This is a genomic window from Xanthobacter autotrophicus (assembly GCF_029991245.1).
Taxonomy (GTDB): Bacteria; Pseudomonadota; Alphaproteobacteria; order Rhizobiales; family Xanthobacteraceae; genus Xanthobacter; species Xanthobacter autotrophicus_C.
Genome location: NZ_JAIVFO010000061.1, coordinates 1 through 26,191, shown reverse-complemented (window position 1 = coordinate 26,191; position 26,191 = coordinate 1). Strand labels below are relative to the sequence as shown.

21 protein-coding genes are annotated in these 26,191 nt (G+C 69.7%); 11 read left to right on the top strand and 10 right to left on the bottom strand.

Annotated elements, in window-relative coordinates; genetic code table 11:
- Positions 1-4: 4 nt before the first annotated feature.
- Together K9U41_RS12135 and K9U41_RS12130 are read right to left on the bottom strand one after the other, a co-directional pair.
- Positions 5-676 carry an aldolase gene (locus K9U41_RS12135; RefSeq protein ID WP_282641095.1) on the bottom strand — a complete coding sequence of 224 codons (672 nt, stop codon included), beginning with the start codon at positions 674-676 and terminating at the stop codon, positions 5-7.
- Between the two features lie 106 nt (positions 677-782).
- Positions 783-1,829, bottom strand: a complete 1,047-nt coding sequence (locus tag K9U41_RS12130) for a LacI family DNA-binding transcriptional regulator (RefSeq protein ID WP_282641097.1) — start codon at positions 1,827-1,829, stop codon at positions 783-785.
- A 277-nt stretch (positions 1,830-2,106) separates the two neighbouring features.
- On the opposite strand from K9U41_RS12130, the gene K9U41_RS12125 reads away from it, so the two are divergent.
- From K9U41_RS12125 to K9U41_RS12085, 9 genes are all read left to right on the top strand, one after another.
- Positions 2,107-3,420: an MFS transporter gene (locus K9U41_RS12125; protein ID WP_282641094.1), complete on the top strand. Its 1,314-nt coding sequence runs from the start codon at positions 2,107-2,109 to the stop codon at positions 3,418-3,420.
- 88 nt (positions 3,421-3,508) lie between these two features.
- Positions 3,509-4,471 (top strand): L-threonate dehydrogenase, encoded by a 963-nt coding sequence (gene ltnD, locus K9U41_RS12120; protein ID WP_282641096.1) that lies wholly within the window; start codon positions 3,509-3,511, stop codon positions 4,469-4,471.
- 97 nt (positions 4,472-4,568) lie between these two features.
- Positions 4,569-5,372 carry a 2-oxo-tetronate isomerase gene (otnI, locus tag K9U41_RS12115; RefSeq protein WP_282641093.1) on the top strand — a complete coding sequence of 268 codons (804 nt, stop codon included), beginning with the start codon at positions 4,569-4,571 and terminating at the stop codon, positions 5,370-5,372.
- On the top strand, positions 5,369-6,649 hold the full coding sequence (gene otnK / locus K9U41_RS12110; RefSeq protein WP_282641092.1) for a 3-oxo-tetronate kinase: 1,281 nt from the start codon (positions 5,369-5,371) through the stop codon (positions 6,647-6,649). The genes otnI and otnK overlap by 4 nt, the downstream gene beginning before the upstream one ends.
- 332 nt (positions 6,650-6,981) lie before the next feature.
- Positions 6,982-7,680, top strand: coding sequence for a pirin family protein (locus K9U41_RS12105; protein WP_282641091.1), 699 nt, complete (start codon positions 6,982-6,984; stop codon positions 7,678-7,680).
- A 57-nt stretch (positions 7,681-7,737) separates the two neighbouring features.
- The gene (wrbA, locus tag K9U41_RS12100; RefSeq protein ID WP_282641090.1) at positions 7,738-8,337 is read left to right on the top strand and encodes an NAD(P)H:quinone oxidoreductase; all 600 of its coding nucleotides are present in this window, start codon (positions 7,738-7,740) and stop codon (positions 8,335-8,337) included.
- 313 nt (positions 8,338-8,650) lie between these two features.
- Positions 8,651-10,399 (top strand): IlvD/Edd family dehydratase, encoded by a 1,749-nt coding sequence (locus K9U41_RS12095; RefSeq protein WP_282641089.1) that lies wholly within the window; start codon positions 8,651-8,653, stop codon positions 10,397-10,399.
- Between the two features lie 9 nt (positions 10,400-10,408).
- Positions 10,409-11,341, top strand: coding sequence for a dihydrodipicolinate synthase family protein (locus tag K9U41_RS12090; RefSeq protein ID WP_282641088.1), 933 nt, complete (start codon positions 10,409-10,411; stop codon positions 11,339-11,341).
- A 169-nt stretch (positions 11,342-11,510) separates the two neighbouring features.
- Positions 11,511-12,578, top strand: a complete 1,068-nt coding sequence (locus K9U41_RS12085) for an aldose epimerase family protein (RefSeq protein ID WP_282641087.1) — start codon at positions 11,511-11,513, stop codon at positions 12,576-12,578.
- A gap of 168 nt (positions 12,579-12,746) precedes the next feature.
- Here the strand turns inward: K9U41_RS12085 and eda are convergent, their stop codons facing one another.
- The 3 genes from eda to zwf form a co-directional block, all read right to left on the bottom strand.
- Positions 12,747-13,388, bottom strand: a complete 642-nt coding sequence (eda, locus tag K9U41_RS12080) for a bifunctional 4-hydroxy-2-oxoglutarate aldolase/2-dehydro-3-deoxy-phosphogluconate aldolase (protein ID WP_282641086.1) — start codon at positions 13,386-13,388, stop codon at positions 12,747-12,749.
- Positions 13,385-15,253, bottom strand: coding sequence for a phosphogluconate dehydratase (edd, locus tag K9U41_RS12075; RefSeq protein WP_282641085.1), 1,869 nt, complete (start codon positions 15,251-15,253; stop codon positions 13,385-13,387). The genes eda and edd overlap by 4 nt, the downstream gene beginning before the upstream one ends.
- A gap of 176 nt (positions 15,254-15,429) precedes the next feature.
- Positions 15,430-16,905, bottom strand: coding sequence for a glucose-6-phosphate dehydrogenase (zwf, locus tag K9U41_RS12070; protein ID WP_282641084.1), 1,476 nt, complete (start codon positions 16,903-16,905; stop codon positions 15,430-15,432).
- 406 nt (positions 16,906-17,311) lie between these two features.
- On the opposite strand from zwf, the gene K9U41_RS12065 reads away from it, so the two are divergent.
- Positions 17,312-18,967, top strand: a complete 1,656-nt coding sequence (locus K9U41_RS12065; RefSeq protein ID WP_282641083.1) for an alpha-glucosidase — start codon at positions 17,312-17,314, stop codon at positions 18,965-18,967.
- 63 nt (positions 18,968-19,030) lie between these two features.
- Here K9U41_RS12065 and K9U41_RS12060 read toward each other — a convergent pair whose 3' ends face one another.
- Positions 19,031-19,771 carry an SDR family oxidoreductase gene (locus K9U41_RS12060; protein WP_282641082.1) on the bottom strand — a complete coding sequence of 247 codons (741 nt, stop codon included), beginning with the start codon at positions 19,769-19,771 and terminating at the stop codon, positions 19,031-19,033.
- Positions 19,772-19,885: 114 nt separating this feature from the next.
- Here K9U41_RS12060 and K9U41_RS12055 point away from each other — a divergent pair, with 114 nt between their 5' ends.
- Entirely contained in the window at positions 19,886-20,788 is a 903-nt protein-coding gene (locus K9U41_RS12055) for a LysR family transcriptional regulator (RefSeq protein WP_282641081.1), read from the top strand.
- On the opposite strand, the gene K9U41_RS12050 is transcribed toward K9U41_RS12055, so the two are convergent.
- From K9U41_RS12050 to K9U41_RS12035, 4 genes are all read right to left on the bottom strand, one after another.
- Entirely contained in the window at positions 20,760-21,557 is a 798-nt protein-coding gene (locus K9U41_RS12050) for a 4'-phosphopantetheinyl transferase family protein (RefSeq protein WP_282641080.1), read from the bottom strand. The genes K9U41_RS12055 and K9U41_RS12050 overlap by 29 nt on opposite strands.
- 48 nt (positions 21,558-21,605) lie before the next feature.
- The gene (locus K9U41_RS12045; protein WP_282641079.1) at positions 21,606-22,499 is read right to left on the bottom strand and encodes an alpha/beta fold hydrolase; all 894 of its coding nucleotides are present in this window, start codon (positions 22,497-22,499) and stop codon (positions 21,606-21,608) included.
- A 113-nt stretch (positions 22,500-22,612) separates the two neighbouring features.
- Positions 22,613-23,599 carry a patatin-like phospholipase family protein gene (locus K9U41_RS12040; RefSeq protein ID WP_282641078.1) on the bottom strand — a complete coding sequence of 329 codons (987 nt, stop codon included), beginning with the start codon at positions 23,597-23,599 and terminating at the stop codon, positions 22,613-22,615.
- Between the two features lie 73 nt (positions 23,600-23,672).
- A partial coding sequence (locus K9U41_RS12035) for an SDR family oxidoreductase (protein ID WP_282641077.1) occupies positions 23,673-26,191 on the bottom strand: 2,519 nt, incomplete at its 5' end.

Below are 26,191 nucleotides of genomic sequence, written 5' to 3'. Positions count from 1 at the left end.
CCCCCTAATGCCCATGCCCCTCATGCTCGTCCGCCGGCAGGGAGACGCCGAAGACCTTCACCAGGTCGGCAACCTGCTCCGGCGTGAGATAGCGCGGGTTCAGGCCGCGCAGCAGCAGGTAGAGGCGGGCGGTTTCCTCCAGTTCCTCGGTGGCGAAGACGGCGGCTTCCAGCGTGTCGCCGGCCACCACCGGCCCGTGGTTGGCCAGCAGCACCGAGGAATAGCGCCCGGCCAGCCCCCGGATGGCATCGGACACCGCCGGGTCGCCGGGCCGAAAATAGGGCACCAGCGCGGTCTGGCCGCAGCGCATGAGATAATAGGGCGTCATGGGCGGCAGCACCGCCTTGGGGTCGATCTCCGGCAGCATGGTGAGGGCCACCGAATGGGTGGAATGCAGGTGGACGATGGCCCGCGCGCCGGAGCGCGTGTCGTAGAGCGCCTGGTGGAGCGGGATCTCCTTGGTGGGCGCGTCGCCGGAGACCATGCGGCCCGTCGCGTCGAGGCGCGAGATGCGCGCCGGATCGAGGAAGCCCAGCGAGGCATTGGTGGGCGTCACCAGCCAGCCGCCATCATCGAGGCGCAGGCTGATGTTGCCCGACGACCCCGGCGTGAGGCCGCGCTCGAACAGCGAGCGGCCGAACATGCAGATGCTTTCGCGCAGTTTTGTTTCCGACATGGCAGGTCCTCGGCCCGGCCCCCAGGATAAGGCCGCGGCTCCAAAGCGGGAACGGAAGAGATCGGCCCGGCCGAAACGGCAAATGCCGGGTCCGAAGCGGTGAGACTTAAGTGGTCGCGCCCTCGATCAGCTCGAAATCGAGGGTGATGACCGCCGGCGGACCGTCCGACGAAATGAGCCGCGCGCTGGCCTCGCCGACCTCGACGCGGGGGGTGCGGATGGTGGACAGGGGCTGCGGCACGCAGCGGGCGACCTCAAGGCCGTTGTGGCCGAACAGCGCCAGCCGGTCGGGAATGCTGATGCCCCGGGACAGGCAAAGGAAATAGCCGCCGATGGCCATGTCGTCGTTGGAGAAATAGACCGCGTCGAGATCGCGGGTCTCGCCGAGGATCCGGGCAAGGGCGTCGCGCCCCGCCGCGATGGACGAGGGCACCGACGCGATCACCTGGCCGGCCACCTGAAGCCCGGCCTCGGCGAGCGCCGCCCGGAACCCCTCGAACCGCTTGGCGGCGCGCAGGTCGAGGGCCAGATCGTGGCCCACATAGCCGATCCTGCGATAGCCGCGCGCGATGAGATGGCGCGCGCCGGCGCGGCCCGCCTCCCGGTTGGAGAAGCCCACCACCATGTCGATGCCGGTGCCGTCCGTGTCCAGCATCTCGATGATGCGGATGCCCGCCCCCCGCAGCATGGCGTCGGCCCGCGGGGTGTGCTCCAGCCCGGCCACCAGCAGCCCAGCGGGCCGCCAGCTCAGCAGCGAGGAGATCAGGGCTTCCTCGCCCTCGAGATCATAGTCGGTGACGCCGATGACCGACTGGAACCCGGCCTTGCCGAGCACGGAATTGGCGCCCCGCAGCAGGTCCGGAAACACGATGTTGGCCAGCGAGGGCACGATGATGCCCACCAGCTTCGAGCCGGTGGAGGCGAGGGATCCCGCAATGCGGTTGGGCACGTAGCCCAGCCGGGCGGCGGCCTCCAGCACGCTGGCGCGGGTCTTGGAGGAAAACGAGCCGTGGCTGCGCAGCACCCGCGAGGCTGTGCTTTCGCCCACGCCGGCCTCGCGCGCCACATCGGTGAGGGTGACGCCCGCGGGAGAGCTTGCGCCTGCGAGCGCGCCGGCGCTCGCGCGGCGTCCGGCCAGCGCGGCGTCCCGCATCGAAAGGGCGTCTTTGTCGGCCACGCCTGCCCTCCCCCACCCGAAGACGGGTACCCCGGATGCGCTGCAACCGCACCCACGCAACCTACTGTCTGGCTGCCGTTGTGTCACGCCCGTAGGGAGGCATCAAGGCGGGAATTTGGCAGCGCTGCCACTTTTTGTTTGGCAGCGCTGCCACCCTTTGCTATGTCCTGATGGCAGCGCTGCCATGTTCTACGTGCAGCCTCGGCGGGAACAGCCCGGCCGCGAACCAGACGCCACCTCCAGGGAGGACCCGATGAGCACTCAAACCGCGCCCCTCGCGGCGCACGTCGCCGTGGAACCGGACACGCAGAAGGCCGCCTACTCCAAGGTGTTCTGGCGCATCGTCCCGTTCCTGATGCTGTGCTACGTGGTTGCCTATCTGGACCGCGTGAACGTGGGCTTCGCCAAGCTCCAGATGTCCCACGACCTCAACTTCAGCGAGACCGTCTACGGCCTCGGCGCGGGCATCTTCTTCCTCGGCTATTTCCTGTTCGAGGTGCCGAGCAACGTCATCCTGCACAAGGTGGGCGCGCGCATCTGGATCGCCCGCATCATGGTGACCTGGGGTCTCATCTCCGCCGCCTTCATGTTCGTCTCCAGCGCGCCCATGTTCTATGCGCTGCGCTTCCTGCTCGGGGTCGCGGAAGCCGGCTTCTATCCCGGCATCATCTTGTACCTGACCTATTGGTATCCCTCGCATCGCCGCGCCAAGATCATCGCCATCTTCATGTCGGCGATCCCGATTTCCGGCATCTTCGGCAATCCCCTGTCGGGCTGGATCATGGACAGCTTCCACGGCACCTCGGGGCTGGCCGGCTGGCAGTGGATGTTCCTCATCGAGGCGATCCCGGCCGTCGCCATCGGTATCGCCATCTATTTCTATCTGGACAACGGCATTCGCGACGCCAAGTGGCTGAGCGCCGAGCACAAGGCCGTGCTGGAATACGAAATCGCCCAGGAGGAGCAGTCCAAGCAAGGTCACCACTCGATCGCCGCGGTGTTCGCCGACAAGCGGATCTGGCTCATGAGCTTCATCTACTTCTGCTTTGTCATGGGCCAATATGCCCTGACCTTCTGGATGCCCACCCTGGTGAAGGCGACCGGCGTGGTCGGCAACTTCCATATCGGCCTCGTCAGCGCCATTCCCTTCATCTGCGCCGTCATCGCCATGAACCTGATCGGCCGCAGCTCGGATCGCCACCGCGAGCGGCGCTGGCATCTGGTCATCCCGGCGCTGATGGGCGCGGTGGGCTTCACGGTGGCCGCCACCTCCACCAGCACCACGGTCGCCATCCTGTTCCTGTCCATCGCCGCCGCCGGCGCCATCTCCTGCGCGCCCCTGTTCTGGTCGCTGCCCACCGCCTTCCTGGCCGGCACGGGTGCCGCCGCGGGCATCGCGCTGATCAATTCGGTGGGCAACCTCGCCGGCTTCGTCAGCCCCTACCTCATCGGCTTCCTGAAGGACCTTACCGGCTCGACCCAGGTGGGCATGTATGCCCTCGCGGCGATCCTGGTGGCGGGCGCGGCGGCGGTGCTGACCACCTCGCCCAAGCTCGTCAACAAGTGAACCCAAGGCCTCCCGCGGCGCGATCCGCGGGAGGCCCCGGCATTCCATGCAAGGCCGTCGCCCCGGCGTCGGCCTTTGAACCTCATCGATCGAGGATCAGGTCATGACAGAACAGTTTTCGCCCGAGGTCGTCAGGTCGGGTGCGGCCAAAGCCGGGCGCGCGGCGGTCATCGGGCTCGGCTCCATGGGCTACGGCATGGCCCAGTCCCTGAAACGCGCCGGCTTCGACGTGGCCGGCTTTGACGTGAACGCCGCCGCCGTGGCGCGCTTCGCCGCCGAGGGCGGGCGCGGCGCCTCAAGCCCGGCGGAGGCCGCCCGCGATGCCGACGTGGTGGTGAGCGTGGTGGTGAACGCCGCCCAGACCGAGACCATCCTGTTCGGCCCCGACGGCGTGGCGCAGACTTTGGCGGACGGAGCCGTCTTCCTCTCCTCCGCCACCATGGACCCGGAGATCGCCCGCACCCTCGCCGCCCGACTGGAGGCCACCGGCCGGCTCTATCTCGATGCCCCCATCTCGGGCGGTGCCCAGCGCGCGGCGGAAGGCGCGCTCACCATCCTCGCCTCCGGCAGCCTGGCGGCCTTCGCCAAGGCGCGGCCGGCGCTCGATGCCATGGCGGCCAAGCTCTATGAGCTGGGCGACGCCCCCGGCCAGGGCGCGGCCTTCAAGATGATCAACCAGCTGCTCGCCGGCGTGCACATCGCGGCGGCGAGCGAGGCCATCACCTTTGCAGCGCGGCAGGGGCTCGACATCGCCAAGGTCTATGAGGTCATCACCGCCTCGGCCGGCAACAGCTGGATGTTCGAGAACCGCATGCCCCACGTGGTGGACGGCGACTATACGCCGAAGAGCGCGGTGGACATCTTCGTGAAGGATCTCGGCATCATCCAGGACATGGCCCGCAGCGCCAAATTCCCGGTGCCGGTGTCCGCCGCCGCGCTGCAGATGTTCCTGGCCACCTCCGCCGCCGGCATGGGGCGCGACGACGACGCCTCCGTCGCCCGGCTCTATGCCCGCATCACCGGCACCAGGCTGCCGGGCGATCCGGCCTGAGCCGGCGCCGACCCGCTCCCGCTTGCGCCCGCGCGCGGATTGGTGCGTTCTTCGATCCGCACCGACCGCCGCGACCCGACCCTTTCGGAAGATCCCCATGCCGCGCTTCGCCGCCAACCTCACCATGATGTTCACCGAGTGGTCGTTCCTCGACCGCTTCGCCGCCGCCGCCGATGCCGGCTTCACCGCGGTGGAATTCCTCTTCCCCTACGAGCACGCGCCGGACGCGGTGGGGGAGCGGCTGGCCCGCAACGGCCTGACCCAGGCCCTGTTCAACCTGCCCCCCGGCGATTGGGCGGCCGGCGAGCGCGGCATCGCCGCCTTTCCCGAGCGCTTCGACGAGTTGAAGGCGAGCGTCGCCACCGCCCTCACCTATGCGGCAGCCACCGGCGTGAAGCGGCTGCATCTCATGTCCGGCCTTGCCGACCGCGCCGACCCCAAGGCGCGCGCCGCCTATGGCGAGGCGGTCAGCTACGCCGCCGGCGCGCTGGGGGAGAAGGGCCTCGACCTGGTGCTGGAGCCCATCAACGGCCGCAACATGCCGGGCTATTTCCTCAATGATTTCGCCTTCACGCAAGCGCTCATCGCCGAGCTGGGCCTGCCCAACCTGAAGCTCCAGTTCGACATCTATCACTGCCAGATCATCCATGGCGACGTGACCATGCGGCTGCGCCAGCTCATGCCCATCACCGGCCATGTGCAGATCGCCAGCGTGCCCTCCCGCAACGAGCCGGACGGCGAGGAGCTGAACTATCCGTTCCTGTTCGCGGAGCTGGATCGCCTCGGCTACGACGGCTTCGTCGGCTGCGAGTACAACCCGCGCGCCGGCACGCTGAACGGCCTGAGCTGGTTCGCGCCCTATGCCGCCGCCCCGGCCCACAAGGTGGGAGCGAACGGATGAGCCTCGCCCTCGGCACCATCGCCGACGACTATACCGGCGCGTCCGACCTCGCCAACACCCTGGCCAAGAACGGCCTGCGCACGGTGCAGACCGTGGGCATCCCGCCGGACGACCTGCCGCTGGGCGAGGTGGACGCGGTGGTGGTCTCCCTGAAGATCCGCTCCGTGCCCGCCGCCGAGGCGGTGGAGAAGGCCCGCGCCGCCGACCGCTGGCTCAGGGCGCGCGGCGCCGGCCATGTCATGTACAAGATCTGCTCCACCTTCGATTCCACCGACGAAGGCAATATCGGCCCGGTGCTCGATGCCCTCTCCGCCGATGCCGGCGCGGCGGCGGTGCTCGTCACCCCCGCCTTTCCGGAAACGGGGCGCACGGTCTATCAGGGCCATCTCTTCGTCGGCTCGGTGCTGCTGAACGAAAGCCCGCTCAAGGACCATCCGCTCAACCCCATGCACGACGCCAACCTCGTGCGCGTGCTGGGGCGGCAGAGCGTGTCGCGCGTGGCCCTCGCCCCCCAGGCGCTGGTGGCGCGCGGCGCCGATGCCATCCGCGCCCGGCTGGCGGAACTTCTGCCCGACGGCATCGGCGGCGTGATCGCGGATGCCGTGTGCGAAAGCGACCTGGAGGCTATCGGCGCCGCCGCGCTCGATTCCGCGGTCTCGGTGGGTGCCTCCGGCCTCGGCCTCGGCCTTGCCCGTGGCCTCGTCGCCACCGGCCGGGTACTGCGGGTCGATACGACGGCTTCCGTCATGGCCGGTGTCGGCGGGCTGGCCGCCTGCCTCGCCGGCAGCTGCTCCAAGGCCACGCTGGAGCAGATCGCGCGGGCCGAGGACGCCATGCCGGTGCTGCGCCTTAAAGCCGAGGCGCTGGTGTCCGGCCCCGCCGAGGCCCAGAGCGCGCTGGAATGGGCCGCGCATCGCATCGCCAGCGGCCCCGTCCTCATCGCCTCCAGCGCGTCGCCCGCCGAGGTGGCGCGCCTTCAGGCCCTCCACGGCCGCGAGGCCGCCGGCCAGGCCATCGAGCAGGGGCTGGCGACCATCGCCGAAGGCCTTGTCGCACGAGGCGTCCGCCGGCTGGTGGTGGCGGGCGGCGAGACCTCGGGCGCGGTGGTGGACCGCCTGGGCATCCCCGCCTTCGCGCTGGGACCGGAGATCGCGGCCGGCGTGCCGGTGCTACGCACCATCGGCGGCGGGCATGGCGACCTCCTCATGGCGCTCAAGTCGGGCAATTTCGGCGGCATCGACTTCTTCGCCGACGCGCTGGGGCTGATGTCGAAATAGCCGACGGGCTTTTCACGCCTACACCCGAGCTTCGCTTCGCTGAGCGGGCTCCGACCGGGTCGAAACGGCCCCGTCGGAGCCCGTTCGCGTTTCGGGGCCGGCGCCCCGGCCTCTGTTTGCATTCCTGCAAACGCAGCTGTCGCACCAACCCACTTTGCTTTGCCCAGCGCCAACCTAATATCCACCCCGACACCTGAAGCGATCGCCGTTCGCAGAAGCTGACGGCAATCGCTCCAGATCCCGAAGTCGACGCGTTTTCGTTACGCGAACCGGTATCCACTTCGCTTGAAAACGCTTTGTTGAGGCCGCTTGGACGGCCACGGAACACCCACATGATCGAGCATCGTCCCTTCGACAGCCTGGGCAAGGCCAACCACGGCTGGCTCAACGCCCGGCACCACTTCTCCTTCGCCAATTATTTCGATCCCGCCCGCCAGAGCCACGGCAAGCTCCGGGTGTGGAACGACGACGAGATCGCGCCGGGCTCGGGCTTTCCGCCCCACCCGCACGCCAACATGGAAATCATCACCTATGTCCGCGAGGGCGCCATCACCCACGAGGACAGCCTGGGCAACCGCGGCCGCACCGTGGCCGGCGACATCCAGGTGATGAGCGCGGGGCGCGGAATCCGGCACTCCGAATACAATCTGGAAAGCGCGCCCACGCGCATCTTCCAGATCTGGATCGAGCCGGACCAGGCCGGCGGCGCGCCCACCTGGGGCACCCGCCCCTTCCCCAAGACCGACCGCTCCGGCCGCTTCGTGGCCCTGGCGAGCGGCATCGCGGGGGACGGTGACGCCCTGCCCATCCGCGCCCATGCCCGCGTGCTCGGCGCCACGCTGAAGGCGGGCGAGACCATCGATTACGCCCCTTTGAGCGGCCTCAACACCTATCTGGTGCCGGCCACCGGCGCGGTGGAGGTGAACGGCCTGCGCCTCGACACCCGCGACGGCGCCGCCATCTCGGACGAGCCCGCCCTCTCCATCACCGCGCTGGAAGACAGCGAGCTGGTGCTGGTGGAAGCGGCCTGACGCCTTCTCCCCTCCCCCTCCCCGTTTCTCCATTTACCCTTTCTCAAGGAGCCCACCATGGCCAAAGTCCTCGTCCTGTATTATTCCGCCTACGGCCACATCGAGCAGATGGCGGAAGCCGTCGCCGCCGGCGCCCGTGAGGCCGGCGCCACCGTCGACATCAAGCGCGTGCCGGACCTGGTGCCGGAAGAGGTGGCCAAGGCGGCCCACTTCAAGCTGGACCAGAAGGCGCCCATCGCCACCGTCGCGGAGCTGGCCGAGTACGACGCCATCATCGTGGGCACGGGCACCCGCTTCGGCCGCATGGCCTCGCAGATGGCCAACTTCCTCGATCAGGCCGGCGGCCTGTGGGCGCGCGGCGCGCTGCACGGCAAGGTGGGCGGCGCATTCACCTCTACCGCCACCCAGCACGGCGGCCAGGAAGTGACGCTGTTCTCCATCATCACCAACCTGATGCATTTCGGCATGGTGATCGTGGGCCTCGACTACGGCTACGGCGCCCAGATGACCCTCGACGAGATCACCGGCGGCAGCCCCTATGGCGCCACCACCATCACCGGCGGCGACGGCGCCCGCCAGCCCTCCGCCATTGAGCTGGACGGCGCCCGCTACCAGGGCAGGAAGATCGCCGAGACCGCCATCAAGCTGCACGGCTGATGGGACGAGCCGGTGGGGTTCCCTAACCGGCGCTTGCTGCAAGCCCGCACGGGGCTTCCATATTCTTGATCCGCATGGCGGCCGGGGCGAATGCTCCGGCCGCTTTCTTATTGTCCCGCGAAACGTGTGAAAAGCTAAGGTCAAGACCGGCTGTTCAGCCGCTCGATGCCATGCCATAAATCGTTTTAGAAGATGCGGCCAAAGCCGCGTTCGGGCCGGGGAGGACAGCCGCCGTGTCACGCTATGACCCGCCTCGCGCCGGTGCGCCGGGCCCTGCCACGCCGCGCCGCGACGGCATCACGGGACACGCAGCATGAGCGACGAGACCAAAGACACGCCCGCCGCCAAGCCCCTGCGCAGCCAGGCCTGGTTCGGCCGGCAGGACAAGATGGGCTTTTATTACCGCTCCTTCCTGAAGAACAGCAGCTTCCCCCAGGACCAGTTCGACGGCCGCCCGGTCATCGGCATCTGCAACACCTGGTCGGAGCTGACCCCCTGCAACGCCCATTTCCGCACCATCGCGGAGCATGTGCGCTATGGCGTGCTGGATGCCGGCGGCTTCCCGCTGGAATTCCCGGTCTCCTCCCTTGGCGAGGTGACCATGCGGCCCACCGCCATGCTGTTCCGCAACCTCGCCTCCATGGACGTGGAGGAGGCCATCCGCGCCCATCCGCTGGATGGCGTGGTGCTGCTGATGGGCTGCGACAAGACCACCCCGGCCCTGCTCATGGGCGCGGCCTCCGCCGACCTGCCGGCCATCGGCGTCTCCGGCGGGCCGCAGTTGCGCGGCGTCTATCGCGGCGAGATCATCGGCTCGGGCACCACCATCATCTCCATGAGCGAGCAGTTGCGCGCCGGGGAGATCACGCTCGCCGACTTCCACGAGGCGGAGGCGGCCATGAACCGCTCCGCCGGCAGTTGCATGACCATGGGCACGGCTTCGACGATGGCCTCGATGGTGGAGGCGCTGGGCCTCGGCCTGCCGGAGAATGCCGCCATTCCCGCCGCCGACGCCCGGCGCAACCTGCTCGCCCGCATGGCGGGGCGGCGCATCGTGGAGATGGCGAAAGAGGACCTGAAGCCCTCGGACATCCTCACCCGCGCCGCCTTCGAGAACGCCATCCGGGCGCTCGCGGCCATCGGCGGCTCCACCAATGCGGTGGTGCACCTGCTCGCCATCGCCGGGCGGGTGGGGGTGGAGCTGACCCTGGACGATTTCGACCGGCTCGGCCGCGACGTGCACTGCCTGGTGGACCTCATGCCCTCCGGCCGCTTCCTGATGGAGGATTTCTACTATGCCGGCGGCCTGCCGGCCGTCCTGCGCACGCTCGGCGAGCGCGGGCTGCTGAACCGCGACGCGCTCACCGTCAACGGCCGCTCCATCTGGGAGAATGTCGCTGAGGCGCCGTGCTGGAACAAGGAGGTGATCACCCCGTTCGAGGCGCCGTTCAAGGCCGACGCCGGCATCGCCATCCTCACCGGGAACCTTGCCCCGGACGGCGCCGTCATCAAGCCGTCCGCCGCCTCGCCGGAGCTGATGCAGCACACCGGCCGCGCCGTGGTGTTCGAGAGCGTGGAGGAGATGCACCACGGCGTCAACGACGAGGCCCTCGACATCGACGCCTCCTCGATCATGGTGCTGAAGCATTGCGGGCCGAAGGGCTATCCCGGCATGGCGGAGGTGGGCAACATGCCCCTGCCCGCCAAGCTGCTGCGCCAGGGCGTGCGCGACATGATCCGCATCTCGGATGCCCGCATGTCCGGCACCGCCTATGGCACGGTGGTGCTGCACGTGGCGCCCGAGGCCACCGCCGGCGGGCCGCTGGCGCTGGTGAAGAACGGCGACCTCATCACCCTCGACGTGCCCGCCCGCGCCCTTCACCTGCACGTGAGCGAGGAGGAGCTGGCGCAGCGCCGCGCCGCCTGGGTGCCGCCCACCCCCCATGCCGAGCGGGGCTATGCCCGCCTCTACATCGACCACGTGCTGCAGGCCGATCGCGGCGCGGATTTCGATTTCCTCGTCGGCCGCACCGGATCGCCGGTGCCGCGCGACAATCACTGAAGGTGACCCATGCCCACGTTCTCTGCCGCGCGCCCCTTCAAGGGTGTGTTCCCGGTGGCGCCCACCGTGTTCGACGCTGCCGGCGCGCTTGATCTGGACGGCCAGAAGCGCGCCATCGACTGCATGATCGATGCCGGCTCCCACGGCATCTGCATCCTCGCCAATTTCTCCGAGCAGTTCGTGCTCACCGACGACGAGCGCGACCGCGTCATGGTCACGGTGCTGGAGCATGTGGCGGGCCGGGTGCCGGTGATCGTCACCACCACCCATTTCTCCACCGCCGTCTGCGCCGAGCGCTCGCGCCGGGCGCAGGACCTGGGCGCGGCCATGGTGATGGTCATGCCGCCCTACCACGGCGCCACCTTCCGGGTGCCGGAAGCCTCCATCTACGACTTCTATCGCGGCGTCTCCGACGCCATCTCCATCCCCATCATGGTGCAGGACGCTCCCGTGGCAGGCACGCCTTTGTCGGTGCCGTTCCTCGCCCGCATGGCGAAGGAGATCGGCAACCTCGCCTATTTCAAGATCGAGGTGCCGCAGGCCGCCGCCAAGCTGCGCGCCCTCATCGAGGCCGGGGGCGCGGCCATCGAGGGGCCGTGGGACGGGGAAGAGGCCATCACCCTGATGGCCGATCTCGACGCCGGGGCCACCGGCGCCATGACAGGCGGCGCCTATGCGGACGGCATCCGCCAGATCACCGATCCCTATTTCGCCGGCGACCGGGAGGCCGCCATGGACGCCTACCAGCGCTGGCTCCCCCTCATCAATTACGAGAACCGCCAGTGCGGCCTCGCCGCCTGCAAGGCGCTGATGCAGGAAGGCGGCGTCATCGCCCACGAGACCGTGCGCGCGCCCTTGCCGGCCATGCACCCCGCCACCCGCGCCGGCCTGATCGAGATCGCCCTCCGGCTCGATCCGCTGGTGCTGCGCTGGGGGAAATGATCATCCGCTGATCGCGGTCGTCATTTCATTTGCCGTCGTCCTCGGTCTTCGACCGAGGCCAAGTGGGTACGCTCAAATGCCGCGCGGGCTTGACCAATGGCCCACGAGCCAAGCTCATGGGCCATTGGTATACCCATGCTGGACCGCTGCCGTTCGAGGGCGAAAAGCGATGACGACCTCCATCCTGCGCGAGAATTTCGGCCTGCTGCCCCATGGGCCGGTGGTGGAGCGGGTGCGGCTCCTGGGGGCCGGCGGCTTCGAGGCGTCGGTCATCACCTATGGCGCGGCGCTCCAGGCCCTGCGCGTGCCCGATGCCCACGGCGTGCTCGCCGACGTGGTGCTCGGCCATGAGGATGCCGCCGGCTATGGGCGGACGCGCGATTTCTACGGCGTCACCGTGGGCCGCTTCGCCAACCGCATCGCCGGGGCCGCCTTCGAGCTGGACGGCGCCCGCGTCACCGTTGAGGCCAATGACGGCGCCAACATGCTGCACGGCGGCGTCAATGGCTTCGACCGGGCGCTGTGGACCATCGAGGCGGTGGACGAAGGCCCGGTCCCGGCGGTCACCCTGCGCCACACCAGCCCCGACGGCGCCGGAGGCTTTCCCGGCACGCTGGAGGCCCGCGTCACCTACAGCCTCTCGGGCCTCGGCGAACTGACCATCGCGTTTTCGGCGGTGACCGACCGGCCCACCGTGGTGAACCTCACCAACCACGCCTTCTTCAACCTGGACGGGGTGGAGGCGGGAGGCGATATCCTAGGCCATCACCTCACCATCGCCGCCGAGAGCTTCCTCGCCACCGACGCTACGGCGATCCCCCTGCCCGGCCCGCCCCGCACGGTGGACGGCACCCCGTTCGATTTCCGCGCCGGCGCGCTCATCGGCGCGCGGATCCGGGACGACGACGAGCAACTGCGCTTCGGGCGCGGCTACGACCATAATTATTGCCTTGAACCGACCGACACGCCGCGCCTCGCCGCCCGCGTGCGGGCCGCCCGGTCGGGCCGGGTGATGGAGCTGCTGACCGACCAGCCCGGCGTGCAATTCTATTCGGGCAATGTCATCGACGGGGGGGCACAGGGCAAATACGGCCGCCTGCACCGCCAGTCCGACGCTTTCTGCCTGGAGCCGCAGGCCTGGCCCGACGCGCCGAACCGGCCGGATTTTCCCTCCGCCCGGCTTGATCCCGGCAAGACCTACCGGCACGTCTCCATCTACCGCTTCTCCACCCTGTGAGCCGCGCCGCTCAGGCGCCGCCCGGAAGGCTCAGGAACGCGCCGATGGGCGCCGCGTGGAGCCGTCCTTGCCCGGCTCCACGCCCCACTGGTCGAAGGCATTGATGTTCCAGATGGGGCTTCCACGAACACGCGGTGCTCGTAGAGCGCGATCAGCCGGCCGAGGGCCTCAGCCCCGCAGCGCCGCCGCGGCCCGGCTGAGGGTTTCGATGGCAGCCCAGTCGCCGGCGGCCACCTGGGTCCGCGGCAGCATCCAGGAGCCGCCGACGCAGATCACGTTGGGCAGGGCGAGATAGCCCGGCGCGGTGGCAAGGCTGATGCCGCCGGTGGGGCAGAAGGTAAGCTGCGGCAAGGGCGAGGCGATGGAGGCGAGATACGCGCTGCCGCCCGCAGGCTCGGCCGGGAAGAACTTGGCGTAGCGATAGCCGTGCTCGATCAGCCGCATGGCCTCCCCCGCCGTGGCGATGCCGGGCAACAGCGGGATGCCGGACCCCGCGGCGGCATCGAGCAGGCGCGACGTGGCGCCCGGCGAGACCGCAAAGCGCGCGCCGGCCTTCTCGGCCTCTTCGAGCTGGGCGGCATCGAGCACCGTGCCGACGCCCGGGATGGCGCCCTCCACCTCGTTGGCCACGGCCCGGATGGCCTCCATGGCCTCGGCGGTGCGCAGGGTGATCTCGATGGCCGGCAGGCCCCCCGCCACCAGGGCGCGGGCGAGCGGGACGGCATCTGCCGCACGCTCCACCACCACCACGGGCACCACCGGCGCGCGGGACAGGATACTGTGGAGACCGGACTGGATCTTATCGTTCACGCGAAGACCTCCTGGAAAATGCTGGCCCCGTTTTCGGCCTGGCCGACGGCGGCGCGGAAGGGGGCGAAGAGTTCGCGGCCGACGCCGGCGTGGGAGGCGGAAAGGTCCGCCGTCACCGGGGCGCGGGCGGCCCATTCGGCGGCCGGGACCAGCACTTCGAGGGTGCCGGCCACCGCATCCACCCGCACCAGGTCGCCGTCGCGCACCTTGGCGATGGCACCGCCGTCCACCGCTTCCGGCGTCACATGGATCGCCGAGGGCACCTTGCCCGACGCCCCGGACAGCCGGCCGTCGGTGACGAGGGCCACCTTCAACCCGCGATCCTGCAGCACGCCAAGCGGCGGCATCAATTTGTGCAGCTCCGGCATGCCGTTGGCCCTGGGCCCCTGGAACCGCACCACCGCCACCATGTCGGAGGTCAGTTCCCCGGCCTTGAACGCGGCCTGCAACTCCTCCTGGGCATGGAACACCCGCGCCGGGGCCTCGATGACGTGGCGCTCGGGGGCCACCGCCGAGGTCTTGATCACCGCGCGGCCGATGTTGCCCTCCAGCACCTTCAGCCCGCCCGTGGCCTGGAACGGCGCGGCGGCGGTGCGCAGCACGCTGTCGTCGCCAGTGGCGGCGGGGCCGTCGCGCCAGGCGAGGCTGCCGTCCTCGGCCAGAACCGGCTCCTTAGTATAAGCCTCCAGCCCGCGCCCGAGGATGGTCTCAGCATCCCCATGCAGCAGGCCGGCGCCCAGCAGTTCGCGGATGACGAAGGCCATGCCGCCCGCCGCATGGAAGTGGTTCACGTCCGCCGTGCCGTTGGGATAGACCCGTGTGAGCAAAGGCGTCACCTCGGCGAGGTCGGCGAAATCCTGCCAGGTGAGCGCGATGCCCCCGGCCGCCGCCATGGCCACCAGGTGCAGGGTGTGGTTGGTGGAGCCGCCGGTGGCGTGCAGCCCGACGATGCCGTTCACGAACGCCTTCTCGTCCAGCATCCGCCCGGCGGGGATGTAGTCATTGCCCAGCGCGGTGATGGCCAGCGCCCGCTGCGCCGCGGCTTTCGTCAGCGCATCGCGCAGCGGCGTGTCCGGGGTCACGAAGGAGGCGCCGGGCAGGTGCAGGCCCATGATCTCCATGAGCATCTGGTTGGTGTTGGCGGTGCCGTAGAAGGTGCAGGTGCCGGGGCCGTGATAGGACTTGGATTCGGCCTCCAGCAGCGCGTCGCGGCCCACTTTGCCTTCCGCGAACAGCTGGCGGATCTTCGACTTCTCGGTGTTGGACAGGCCGGAGGTCATGGGACCGGACGGAATAAACACCGCCGGCAGGTGCCCGAACGACAGCGCCCCGATGACGAGGCCGGGCACGATCTTGTCGCAGATGCCGAGGAACACCGCCGCATCGAAGGTCTGGTGGGACAGGGCCACGGCGGTGGAGAGGGCGATCACGTCGCGGGAGAACAGGGACAATTCCATCCCCGCCTCGCCCTGGGTGACGCCATCGCACATGGCGGGCACGCCGCCGGCCACCAGCGCCACGCCGCCCACGCTGCGGGCGGCCTCCCGCAGCAGCCCGGGATAGCGTTCATAGGGCTGGTGGGCGGAGAGCATGTCGTTATAGGCGGTGACGATGCCCAGGCTCGCGCCCTGGCCCTCGCGCAGCACCGCCTTGTCGCCGGGAGCGCAGGCGGCGAAGCCATGGGCCTGGTTGGCGCATCCCAGCGCCTGGCGGCGGGGCTTGTGGGCGGCCGCGGCGGCGATGCGGTCGAGATAGCGCTGTCTGCGGTCGAGGCTACGCTGCGCGATCCGCTCCGTCACCTCCCCGACGCGGGCGGAAAGGGGGGCGGAGGGAGATGAGGCGGCGGAGAGGATTTCGGTGGACATTGGCGGTCTCCTCCCGGAGGGCATCCGCCGATCCTGTGGCGGGTGTTCCGGCAATTGATCTCTTATAATCGTCTCTTATACGCGTTTCTTGCGACCATCTTTTGGCGCGACCGTGTTTTGCCGGCCGCGACCCTGCCGGGCAATGCCGGCAGGGGACCTGCGAGAATACCGGCCCGTCAGTCGTCGCCGGACCAGGTGCGGCCGTCGCGCTCGATGAGGGCGATGGCGGCGGCGGGACCCCAGGTGCCGGCGGTATAGGGCTTGGGCGGCTCGCGGGAGGCGCGCCACGCCTCCAGGATGGGGTCCACCCAGCGCCAGGCCGCCTCCACCTCGTCGCGGCGCATGAACAGGGTCTGGTTGCCGCGCACCACGTCCATGAGCAGACGCTCGTAGGCATCCGGATTGCGGACGCCGAAGACGCTGGCGAAGCTCATGTCGAGGGGCACATGCTCAAGCCGCATGCCGCCGGGGCCGGGGTCCTTGATCATGAGCCACAGCTTCACGCCCTCCTCCGGCTGGAGCCGCAGCACCAGCACGTTGGCGCGGAGCGCGCCGGCGGACTCATCGAACACCGAATGCGGCACCGGCCGGAAGGTGATGACGATCTCCGAGACCCGCGAGGCCAGCCGCTTGCCGGTGCGCAGGTAGAATGGCACGCCCGACCAGCGCCAGTTGCCGATCTCCGCCTTCAGCGCCACGAAGGTCTCGGTCTCCGACGCTCCGGACCCCAGCTCTTCCAGATAGCCGGGCACCGCCCCACCCGCCGAGGCGCCGGCGCGATACTGGCCGCGCACGGTGAACTGGCCGGCATTGCTCTCGTCGATGGGCAGGAGGGCCTTGAGCACCTTCAGCTTCTCGTCGCGCACCGCGTCCGCGTCCAGCGACACGGGGGGCTCCATGGCGACCAGGCACAGCAGCTGGAGAATATGGTTCTGCACCATGTCGCGCAGGGCGCCGGCGGTGTCGTAGTAACCGGCGCGGCCGGCCGTGCCGATATCTTCCGCCACGGTGATCTGCACGTGGTCGATGTGGGCGTTGTTCCACACCGGCTCGAACAGGGTATTGGCAAAGCGCAGCGCCATCAGGTTCTGCACCGTCTCCTTGCCCAGATAATGATCGATGCGGTAGACGTGACGCTCCTCGAACACCTCGCCGATGGCCTTGTTGAGGGCGACGGCGCTCTCAAGACTCTTGCCCAGCGGCTTCTCCACCACCACCCGCGCGCCTGCCGCCGCGATGCCGTGGGCGCCGAGGCGGGTGCAGATGGGACCGAACAGGGCCGGCCCGGTGGCGAGATAGAACACCCGGATCATGTCCGCATGGGCGGCGATGAGGATGGCAAGCTCGGGCCATCCCGCCTCGCCCTCGGCTTCCACCGGCACATAGGTGAGGCGCGCGAGGAAGCGCGCCACGTCCTCGGCCTCCAGGTCGCCGGCCGGCACATATTCGGTGATGGCGGCGCGGGCGAAGGCGACGAAGGCCTCCGGCGTCATCTGCTGGCGCGACGCGCCCACGATGGCGGCGCGCTCCGGCAGCTGGCCGGCCCGGTCGCGCTGGTAAAGCGCGGGCAGAAGCTTGCGCCGCGCCAGATCTCCGGTGGCGCCGAACACCGTGAGGACGAAGGGTTGCACCGGAATGACGCGACTGGACATCGGAAATCCGCCTTGCAGTGAGGCCCGCCAGGCCGCGGCTGGGTGCCCAAGCCTGGGTGGCGGCACGATCCGGGGAGGCTCGGCGAGATTTATGCGGGGGACCCCGTCCGCGTCAATTAATAACTTAACATGATTTATATATTACCGCCGAAAGCGCAGCGAAATCCCCGCAGGCGCCACACCAGCGGACGCCGCATGCCAACGGGGAAAAATGCCCGGTTGGGCGCACTTGCGACGCCTCAACGGCTGACGCCGACCTCGGTGCCTGATCAGCCACGCACGAAAATACCGGCGACCCGATCTCCCGTGTCGCTCCCGCGCAGCATTGCTTACCGACGTCGCGTTGCGCATGTTCCGGCATAAGATCATCTGCGGCCCGACGGCTGGCGGCAGGAAAGGCGGAATCATGACTCTCGCGGTTGCTCCCGGCGACAGGGTGCAGTCGGCCCATGCCGATGCGGAGTGGTGGCGCGGCGCGGTGATCTACCAGATCTATCCGCGCTCCTTTCAGGATACCGACGGCGACGGCATCGGCGATCTTGCGGGCATCATCCGCCGGCTGGACCATGTGGCGGAGCTGGGCGTGGACGCCATCTGGCTTTCACCCTTCTTCACCTCGCCCATGAAGGATTTCGGCTACGACGTGTCCGACTATCGCGGCGTCGATCCCATCTTCGGCACGCTCGCCGATTTCGACGCGCTGGTTGCGAAGGCCCATGGGCTGGGGTTGAAGGTCATCATCGACCAGGTGCTGAGCCACACGTCCGACCAGCACCCCTGGTTCACGCAAAGCCGCGCCGACAGGACCAATGCCAGGGCCGACTGGTACGTCTGGACCGACCCCAATCCGGATGGCACTGCGCCCAACAACTGGCTCGCCGTCTTCGGCGGCCCCGCCTGGGAATGGGACAGCCGGCGCGGGCAATACTACCTGCACAACTTCCTGACCGCGCAACCCGACCTCAACCTGCACAATCGCGTGGTCCAGGATGCGCTCCTGGGCGAGGTCCGGTTCTGGCTCGACAGGGGCGTCGACGGCTTCCGGCTCGACGCGTGCAACTTCTACTTCCACGACACGCTGTTGCGGAACAATCCCCCCTTCGCCGGCGAGAGCGAGGTGCCGCGCGCGAACCCCTACGGCTTCCAGGAGCACCTTTACGACAGGAACCGCCCCGAGACCCTAGACTTCCTCAAGCGCATGCGGGCGCTGGTGGAGCTTTATCCCGGGGCCATGACCGTGGGCGAGATCGGCGAGAGCGGGGAGCGGGCCCTCGCCCTGATGGCGGCCTATACCTCCGGCGGCGACAAGCTGCACATGTGCTATTCCTTCGACTTCCTCGCGGAGCCGTTCTCCGCCGACCATTTCCGCAGCATCGTCGCGCGCTTCGAGGCTGCCGCCGCCGACAGCTGGCCCTGCTGGGCCTTTTCAAACCACGATGTGAAGCGCCACGTCTCCCGCTGGCACGGCGAAAGGCGCGATCCGGTGCGCCTCGCCAAGCTGATGGCGGCGCTGATCCTGTCGCTGCGCGGGTCCGTCTCGCTCTATGAAGGCGAAGAACTGGGGCTGCCCGAGGCGGAGCCTGCCTTCGCGGATCTGGTGGACCCCTACGGCATCCGCTTCTGGCCCGATTTCAAGGGCCGCGACGGCTGTCGCACGCCCATGGTGTGGGAAGCCGCCGCACCTCACGGCGGCTTCACCACGGGCAAGCCCTGGCTGCCGGTTTCGGCGGATCATCTGCCGCTGGCCGTGGACCGGCAGATCGATGCGCCGGGGTCCGTGCTGCAGCACTATCGTCGCCTGCTGCGGTTCCGGCGGTGTCATCCCGCCCTGGTCAAGGGCGGCATCGCGTTCCTGAAGAGCCCAGGCGAGGTGATCGCCTTCCGCCGCGACTTTGGCGGCGAGGCGCTGTTGTGCGTATTCAACCTCGGCCCGGAGCCGGCCACGCTGGAATTGCCCGACGGGCTGGTGGCCGAGCCCATCGGAGACCTCGGCTTTGCCGGGACCATCCGGAACGCAACAGTACGGCTCGACGGGCTGGACGCCGTCTTCGCCCGGCTGTGACCGGCGCGCGACCGTGCCGGGGACGGGCATGGCCGGCCTCGATGCGGTGGGCGCCCACGGCGATCAGATGATCCCGCCGTTGGCCCGCAGGGTCTGGCCGTTGATCCAGGCGCCGTCCGGCCCCACCAGGAAGGCGACGGCGGCGGCACTATCCTCGGGCTGGCCGAGACGCTCCAGGGGAGCCAGTTTGGCAAGGCGCTCCACCACGTCCTGGGGCTTTCCATCGAGAAACAGCCTGGTCGCCGTCGGCCCCGGCGCGATGGCGTTGACCGTGATGGTGCGGCCGCGCAGTTCCTTGGCGAGGATGCTGGTCATGGCCTCGACGGCGGCCTTGGTCGCGGCGTAGACGCCATAGGTGGGCTGCAGCAGGCCGACCACGCTGGACGAGAAGTTCACGATCCGCCCGCCGTCGCGCAGCCGCCGTGCCGCTTCCCGCAGGGTGTTGAAGGTGCCCTTCAGGTTGACCGCGACAACGCGGTCGAACAGCGCGTCGTCGCTGTCGGCGATGGGCGCGAGCACCATGATGCCGGCCGTGTTGATCAGCACGTCGACGCCGCCGAAGGCGGTTTCCGCGCTGTCGAACATGCGGCGCACCGCATCCACATTGGAGACATCGGCCTGGGCGGTGAGGGCGCGGCCGCCCGCGGCCGCGATTTTCGCCACCAGGGCTTCGGCCGGCGCGGCATTGCCCGCGTAGTTCACCACCACGGTGAAGCCGTCGCGCGCGAGGCGCTCGGCCACCGCCGCGCCGATGCCGCCCGAGGCTCCGGTCACGATCGCAACCTTGCTGGTTTGAGGGGTCATGGTCTTCGCTCCTGTTCCGGCCGCCGGTGTGCGGCGGGTTGATCGAGACAATGCCCATTTCCCTGCACCAGATAATCGCCCATGATCCGGCATCATTATTCGAGATTGCGAACAATGGACCGTTTCGATGCCATGCGGGTCTTCACCCGGATTGTCGAACGCCGGAGCTTCACCCGGGCGGCCGAGGACCTCGGCCTGCCGCGCTCCTCGGTCACCGACGCGGTGAAGGGACTGGAAGCGCGGCTGGGGGTGCGGCTGCTGCAGCGGACCACACGGCATGTCAGCCCGACGCTGGATGGCGAGGCCTATTACCAGCGCTGCGTCAGCCTGCTCGCCGACCTGGAGGATGCCGAGGGTGCCTTTGTCGGCGCCAAGCCCTCGGGCCTCATCCGCATGGATGTCCACGGCACCCAGGCGCGGTATTTCCTGCTGCCGGGCCTGCCGCGCTTCCTCGCAACCTATCCCGGAATCCGCCTCCACATGAGCGAGGCGCACCAGCCGCTGGACATGATCCGCGAAGGCTACGACTGCATCCTGCGCGCCGGCGACCTCTCCGACAGCCCGCTGATCCGGCGGCGGCTGGCGACCCTGGAACGGGGAACCTTCGCCAGCCCCGATTATCTCCGACGATTCGGCACGCCGCGCACGCCGGAGGCGCTTGAAGGCCACGAGATGGTCGGCCTTTTGGCGCCCGATACCGCCAGGATCGCGCCCCTGGTGTTCACGGTGGCTGGAAAAGTGCGGCAGCTGACCCTGCCCGCCGCGCTCACGGTGACAGGGCCCGAGACCAACGTGGCCGCCGCATGCCTCGGCATGGGGCTGATTCAGGTGCCGCGCTACCGCGTCGCGGCAGAGCTTGCCAGCGGCGCCCTGATGGAGGTCCTCGCAGACTTCCCGCCGGCCTCCCTACCCGTCGATGTGCTGTATTCGCACACCCGCCAGTTGTCGCCGCGGCTGCGCGTGCTCATCGACTGGATGGCCGCCCAGTTCAGGGAACGGGCCGGGCCGGCGCGATGACGCCACCCGCGCAGGCGAGGACATCCTCGATGGGCATCAGCCGCCAGACCACCGGCGACGAGGCGCGGACGGCGGCAGCCAGAAGGTGCGCCGGGCCAAGGTCGCATTGGTGGAACTGCCAGTCGCCCGCCACCCCCCAATGTCCGGCCAGATGCTCCACGGCAGGCGCCCCCGCCGCGGCGAGGCGGAAGGACACGTCGTTGCGCGGCAGCGACAGGCCCAGGCCGACCGCCTTGGCGAAGGCCTCGCGCAGCGTCCAATAGGCGAATGCCTTGCGCCGGGCGGCCCCGCCGGAGGCGGACAGGTCCGCGATCTCGGCATCGGCCATGACCATGGCCATCGCCTCCAGCGGAACGTCGCGGGCGTGCGCCTCCACATCGACGCCCACCATGGGCGCGTGGGCAATGCAGACGGCGACGGCAGCGTCCGAATGGGACAGGCTGAACCCCGGCTCTCCTTGAAACGGCCCCGCTCGGAACGGGCCGGCGAGGACAGGCTTGCCATAGGCGTCGCGGGTGAAGGCCAGATCATGGGGATCAACTCCTAGGCAGCGGCCGAGCGCCATGCGCTTGACCCCGTGCGCCAGAAGGAAAAGGTCCCGGTCGCGCGGGAAGGCGAAGGCCCGGCGGCGGGCCTCCTCCTCGGGGCTGAGGCAGTCCATCAGGCGCGGGCGCACGTCGTCCTGTGCCAGCACCTGGGTGAAGCCGTGAAGGACCAGCACCTCGCCCGGACCGGGTCCGGGACCTGAAGCGCCGTCCTGAAGCCCCATGGCGATCTCCCCTGCCACGCGCCAAACACCACACGCCGGCTGCGCGCCTTACGACACCGAGCGGATGAAAGCGATGATCGCCTGCTGCGCGGGCGCGTCCCACAACAGGGGCGCATGGCCCTGGTCCGCCACCTCGTGGATCACGAGGCCCGGGTGGTGGGCCGCCATGTCCTCCACCGTCCTGGCCGAGAGCACGTCCGACAGCGCCCCGCGCACCACCATGACCGGCACATGCGCGAGGGCATCGAAGCCGGGCCACATGTCGGGCTGCGGCTTGCCGGAACCGACCGCCTTGAACGCCTCGCCCAAAGCCGGATCATAGGACAGGCACGGCTTGCCGCCGGCATCGCCATGGATCTGGCGGGCAAAGCGCTCCCACTCCCCATCGCTCAGAGCCGGGAACATGAAGCCCTGGGTCGCCTTCAGGTCGGCGACGGCTTCGGGCCAGGTCACACGCAGCGGCGCACCCACATAGCTGTCGATGCGCTGGATGCCGGCCACCTCCACGAACGGGCCGATATCATTGAAGATGGCGGCGGCGAACAACTGCGGCCGCAGGATCGCCAGCACGAACATGACGAGGCCGCCGCGCGAGGTGCCCAGCACCACCGCCCGGGAGATGCCCAGCACGGCGAGGCCGGCCAGGATGTCCTGCGCCTCCTGGATCGGCGTGTAGGTGGGATAGGGCGCATGGCCCGAGCCGCCGCGCCCGCGATAGTCGAACGCCACCACGCGGGTGGGATGGGCCGCATCGGCCACCAGCGCTTCGGCAAGGGCCTCATAGTCCCGCGAGTTGCGGGTGAGGCCGGACAACAGCACCACCGGCAGGGGCGCTTCGGGATCGCCCCACTCACGCCCGAACAGGGCGACCCCGTCCGCGCTCGGATAGGCGAAGAACCGGGCCGGGGCCGCTTTTGCCTGTTCGCCGTCTGGCTGTTCCATGCTCCCCCCTTCCGGCCGTCACGGCCGTCCTCCACCAGCATCCCGTGAAGCCCCGTCCCCTCAGGGACCGCCGGCGGGCCGGAAACCGCTCCGGCGCCGCCGTGAAGCCCGCGTCACGCGACGGAGCCGGCGGGCTCCTTCACGGCGGCGGCCGGATGATTCCAGCCGTGGGCATTCAGCCAGTCCACGGTGCTATCCAGCACCGCATTGGTCTCCGGCGCATCCCAGGCCGGCCCGGTGAAGACGGGCGGATCGACGCGCTGGAAGCGGGAGCCCAGCAACTGGGCGCACTGCGCGCTGGTGGCCGCGGCCCCGGATTGCAGGAACAGGTCCACCAGCACCAGCGGGTTGAACGGATCGAGCAGCCACTGGCGATAGCCCCAGTCGGCGCTGCCCTCGGAGAGGCCGGGCGCCAGATACCGGGACTGGCCGGCCAGATTTCGCGGCGTGCCGATGGACAGGAGCGCGATGTCCTCCAGCGTCTTCTGCTGGGCCAGCGCCGCGGTGACCGCCGTCAGCGCCGGATTGTTGGAGGCGACCGCCCCGTCCACATAGGCCGGTCCGGTCTGCGTCCCGCTCTGGTAGATGGGATATTGCAGCGGCATGGCCATGGTGCGCAGCACCACGTCGACGATCAGCTCGACCCGGCCGAGATCGCCGGGGAAATTGGTGAAGGTCCGCGGCAGCCAGCTGCGCTGCCCGTCGGCGAGGGCATTGTCGAGCTGCACCGTGTTGACCAGCACCGGCCGCTTCACGTCGGCGAGGATGGAGCCGGGGCCGAACACCTCGTCGCAGAACGCCTTGATGCGCCCCGTGGTCATGGCGGCAGTATTGCCCAGCACGGTGCCGGCGATGGACCAGGGGGTCTGGCTCTCCCGCACCTCGTCATCGAAGCGCAGCACCGCCTCGAAGGCGAGGACCGGATCGTCGAACCACGCCATCAGCAGGGCGTTGACGGCGCCGTTCGAGGTGCCGGCGAACAGGTCGATCTGGCGCAGGACGCTGAAGCCCAGCACGTCGGCCCGGCGCTCCAGCGTCGAGAGGAACACGCCAGCCTTGCCGCCATTGCCGCCGTCCAAAGACAGGATGCGATACGTCATTCCCCTTCTCCCTTTCGTTCTAGGCATCGGGTGGACCTCCCGGACCCGGACGAGGATCGCCCGGCTTTAAACTTCAAGATGAAGAACGCAGGACCCGGTCAGCGTGCGATGGAGGCTGGCCGGCGCGCGCACCGGCCTCCCCCGCGAGAAACGGCTTCAAGCGGGCGGCGAGAGACGCTGCCCCCTCGGGATCGAGAATGATCGACATGTGGTTGCCCGCAAGATCGACGCGCACCACACCGCCGGAAACATGGCTGCGCAACTCCGCCTCCAGCGGGTCGTCCGCCCCGCGCGATGAACCCGCGCGAAACAGCACCGCGCCTCCGGCGATGCGGGAAGGACAATAGCGGTATCCCATCGTCGTGTTGAGGTTGAAGATGCGCAGCGAGCGCCCGACGCCGGCCCAGAAGGCACGATCAAGCCTCAGGTCACGGAAGGTCGCCGGCAGGCTGAGCCCGATCAGGCGCGCCAGGGCGGCAAGGTCGCCATAGGAGCGCGGCAGGCGCACCTGCGTCACGAACGTGCCCAGGCGCCACAGCGCCTTCACATGACGCAGCGGATCGCGCGAGCGCACGAAGTTTTCGCTCTCCATCACCGCGCAGTCGAGGAAGGCCAGGGTCGCGACGCGTTCGCCGCTCTCCTCCAGCAGCCGCGCCATCTCGAACGCCACCGGCCCGCCCGAGGACCAGGCGGCGACGTGGTAGGGCCCCTCGGGCTGGCGCACCCGCATGGCCGCCACATAAAGGCGCGCCATCTCCTCCACGGTGGACAAAGGCGGCGCGTCGTCGATCAGGCCCGGCGCCTGGAAGCCGTAGAGCGGCTGGTCGCGGCCCAGATGATCGGCGAGGAACAGGTAGCACCACGGGCTACCGCCGGCGGGGTGGACGCAGAACAGGGGCGCCCGCTCGCCCTCCGGCTGCACCGGCACCAGGCAATCCGGCAGCGGCCTGCGATCCGCCGGCGCCGGCGCATGGGCGGCGATCCAGCGGGCCATGCCGCGCAGCGTCGGGGCCTCGAACAGGATGCGCAGGGGCAGGTCCACCCCGAAGGCCTCGCGCACCCGGTGGACGAGGCCCGCCGCCACCAGCGAATGGCCGCCGGAGGTGAAGAAATTGTCGTCCGGGGCAATGTTCGGGCGCTTCAGCAGCGCGCGCCAGATGGCGGCCAACTCCGCTTCCACCCCGTCCGGCCCGCCCGGCACGGCCAGCGCCGCGCCGTCATGGCGCGCCAGGGCGGCGGCGTCGATGGTGCCGTCTGCCGACCGGGGCAAGGCATCGAGGATGCGCAACGGGCATGGGATCGGCGTGCCGAAGCGATCGCGCAGATCGTCATTCGCGGGCGCGGCCAGCGCGGCGCCGGAGCGCGGCACCACGAAGCCAGCCAGTCCATGCAGCGGGCGGGCCGGCTGGCGCACCCGCGCCCGGACATGAGGCGAGGCGCCGTCGAGCCCGATGGACAAGGGCGAGACGCCCAGCGCCAGCGCCGCATCGAGTGAGGCGAGGGCGTCCTCCACCGGCAGGGTGCGGAAGCCGCGCGCGGCGGCAAATTCCGCCGCCCCGGTATCGCCGCCCGCCGGGGCGCTCATGCCAAGGTCGGCCCAGCGGCTCCAGTGCAGGCAGAGCACGCGCGGCCCCTCCGTCTTCCCCTCTGCTGCGATCCCCTCGCCCGCCATGCCCGCGAGCGCGGCATTGGCGGCGGCATAGGCCCCCGCCTCGGCGCCGCCGAAGATGGCATTCACCGACGACCACAGCACGACGAACCCGCCGGGCCGGCGCGCCATGGCCTGAAGCACCGCCTGCGCGCCCACCGCCTTCGGCGCCAAGGCCGCCGCCAGCCCCTCCGGCGTTTCGTCCGCCAGCGCTCCGGCCGGGGCGATGCCGGCGAGGTGGAAGGCGCCGTCGAGAGGGCCGCCGAAGCGCTCTTCAGCATCGGCGATGGTGGCTTCCAGCACGCCGGCGTCGGTGACATCCACGGCGCGGTAAAGCAGGTCCGGTCCATCTGGAATGTCGCCCGCAGGCGCGCGACCGACGACGAGGAGCTTCGCCCGGCAGCGGGCCGCCAGATGCTTCACCAGCACACGTCCGACGCCGCCGGTGCCGCCGGTGACGAGATAGCGCCCGCCGGTCTTCAGCCGGAGCGTGGGATCGCGCGGCGACCGGCCGGGGTCCACCGGCTCCAGCCGGGGCACGAAGCGGCCGGCGGGGCGCAGCGCCACTTCGTCCTCGCCATCGGGCGCGCGGATCTCGCCGGCCAGCCGGGCCATCAGGTCGGCAGGAGGGGCGGCGCCGTCATCCAGCCCGCTGACATCGATCTGCCGGCAGGCAAGACCCGGCATCTCCTGCGCGGCGGTGCGCAGCAGGCCGCGCAGGGCGGCACGGGCGGGGTCGATCCACTCCCCGCTCCCGGCCCCGCCGCGCGTCACCACGGTCAGGGCCGCAGGCAGCCCATCGCGTTCGCGCCCCATCTGCTGGAGCAGGGCGAGGGAGGCCGCCAGCTCGGAGCCGGCCCGTGCCCGGAACTCATCCAGCGTCTCGCCGATGGGCACAGGTGCGAGCAGGCGCAGATCCACCAACACCTCCACCCCCCCACCCC

What these genes read in the sequence shown, in the direction of transcription:
- K9U41_RS12135 (WP_282641095.1), bottom strand. Translation starts at nt 676, where the DNA reads ATGTCGGAAACAAAACTGCGCGAAAGCATCTGCATGTTCGGCCGCTCG.
- K9U41_RS12130 (WP_282641097.1), bottom strand. Translation starts at nt 1,829, where the DNA reads ATGCGGGACGCCGCGCTGGCCGGACGCCGCGCGAGCGCCGGCGCGCTC.
- K9U41_RS12125 (WP_282641094.1), top strand. Translation starts at nt 2,107, where the DNA reads ATGAGCACTCAAACCGCGCCCCTCGCGGCGCACGTCGCCGTGGAACCG.
- otnI (WP_282641093.1), top strand. Translation starts at nt 4,569, where the DNA reads ATGCCGCGCTTCGCCGCCAACCTCACCATGATGTTCACCGAGTGGTCG.
- otnK (WP_282641092.1), top strand. Translation starts at nt 5,369, where the DNA reads ATGAGCCTCGCCCTCGGCACCATCGCCGACGACTATACCGGCGCGTCC.
- K9U41_RS12105 (WP_282641091.1), top strand. Translation starts at nt 6,982, where the DNA reads ATGATCGAGCATCGTCCCTTCGACAGCCTGGGCAAGGCCAACCACGGC.
- wrbA (WP_282641090.1), top strand. Translation starts at nt 7,738, where the DNA reads ATGGCCAAAGTCCTCGTCCTGTATTATTCCGCCTACGGCCACATCGAG.
- K9U41_RS12095 (WP_282641089.1), top strand. Translation starts at nt 8,651, where the DNA reads ATGAGCGACGAGACCAAAGACACGCCCGCCGCCAAGCCCCTGCGCAGC.
- K9U41_RS12090 (WP_282641088.1), top strand. Translation starts at nt 10,409, where the DNA reads ATGCCCACGTTCTCTGCCGCGCGCCCCTTCAAGGGTGTGTTCCCGGTG.
- K9U41_RS12085 (WP_282641087.1), top strand. Translation starts at nt 11,511, where the DNA reads ATGACGACCTCCATCCTGCGCGAGAATTTCGGCCTGCTGCCCCATGGG.
- edd (WP_282641085.1), bottom strand. Translation starts at nt 15,253, where the DNA reads ATGTCCACCGAAATCCTCTCCGCCGCCTCATCTCCCTCCGCCCCCCTT.
- zwf (WP_282641084.1), bottom strand. Translation starts at nt 16,905, where the DNA reads ATGTCCAGTCGCGTCATTCCGGTGCAACCCTTCGTCCTCACGGTGTTC.
- K9U41_RS12065 (WP_282641083.1), top strand. Translation starts at nt 17,312, where the DNA reads ATGACTCTCGCGGTTGCTCCCGGCGACAGGGTGCAGTCGGCCCATGCC.
- K9U41_RS12060 (WP_282641082.1), bottom strand. Translation starts at nt 19,771, where the DNA reads ATGACCCCTCAAACCAGCAAGGTTGCGATCGTGACCGGAGCCTCGGGC.
- K9U41_RS12055 (WP_282641081.1), top strand. Translation starts at nt 19,886, where the DNA reads ATGGACCGTTTCGATGCCATGCGGGTCTTCACCCGGATTGTCGAACGC.
- K9U41_RS12050 (WP_282641080.1), bottom strand. Translation starts at nt 21,557, where the DNA reads ATGGGGCTTCAGGACGGCGCTTCAGGTCCCGGACCCGGTCCGGGCGAG.
- K9U41_RS12045 (WP_282641079.1), bottom strand. Translation starts at nt 22,499, where the DNA reads ATGGAACAGCCAGACGGCGAACAGGCAAAAGCGGCCCCGGCCCGGTTC.
- K9U41_RS12040 (WP_282641078.1), bottom strand. Translation starts at nt 23,599, where the DNA reads ATGACGTATCGCATCCTGTCTTTGGACGGCGGCAATGGCGGCAAGGCT.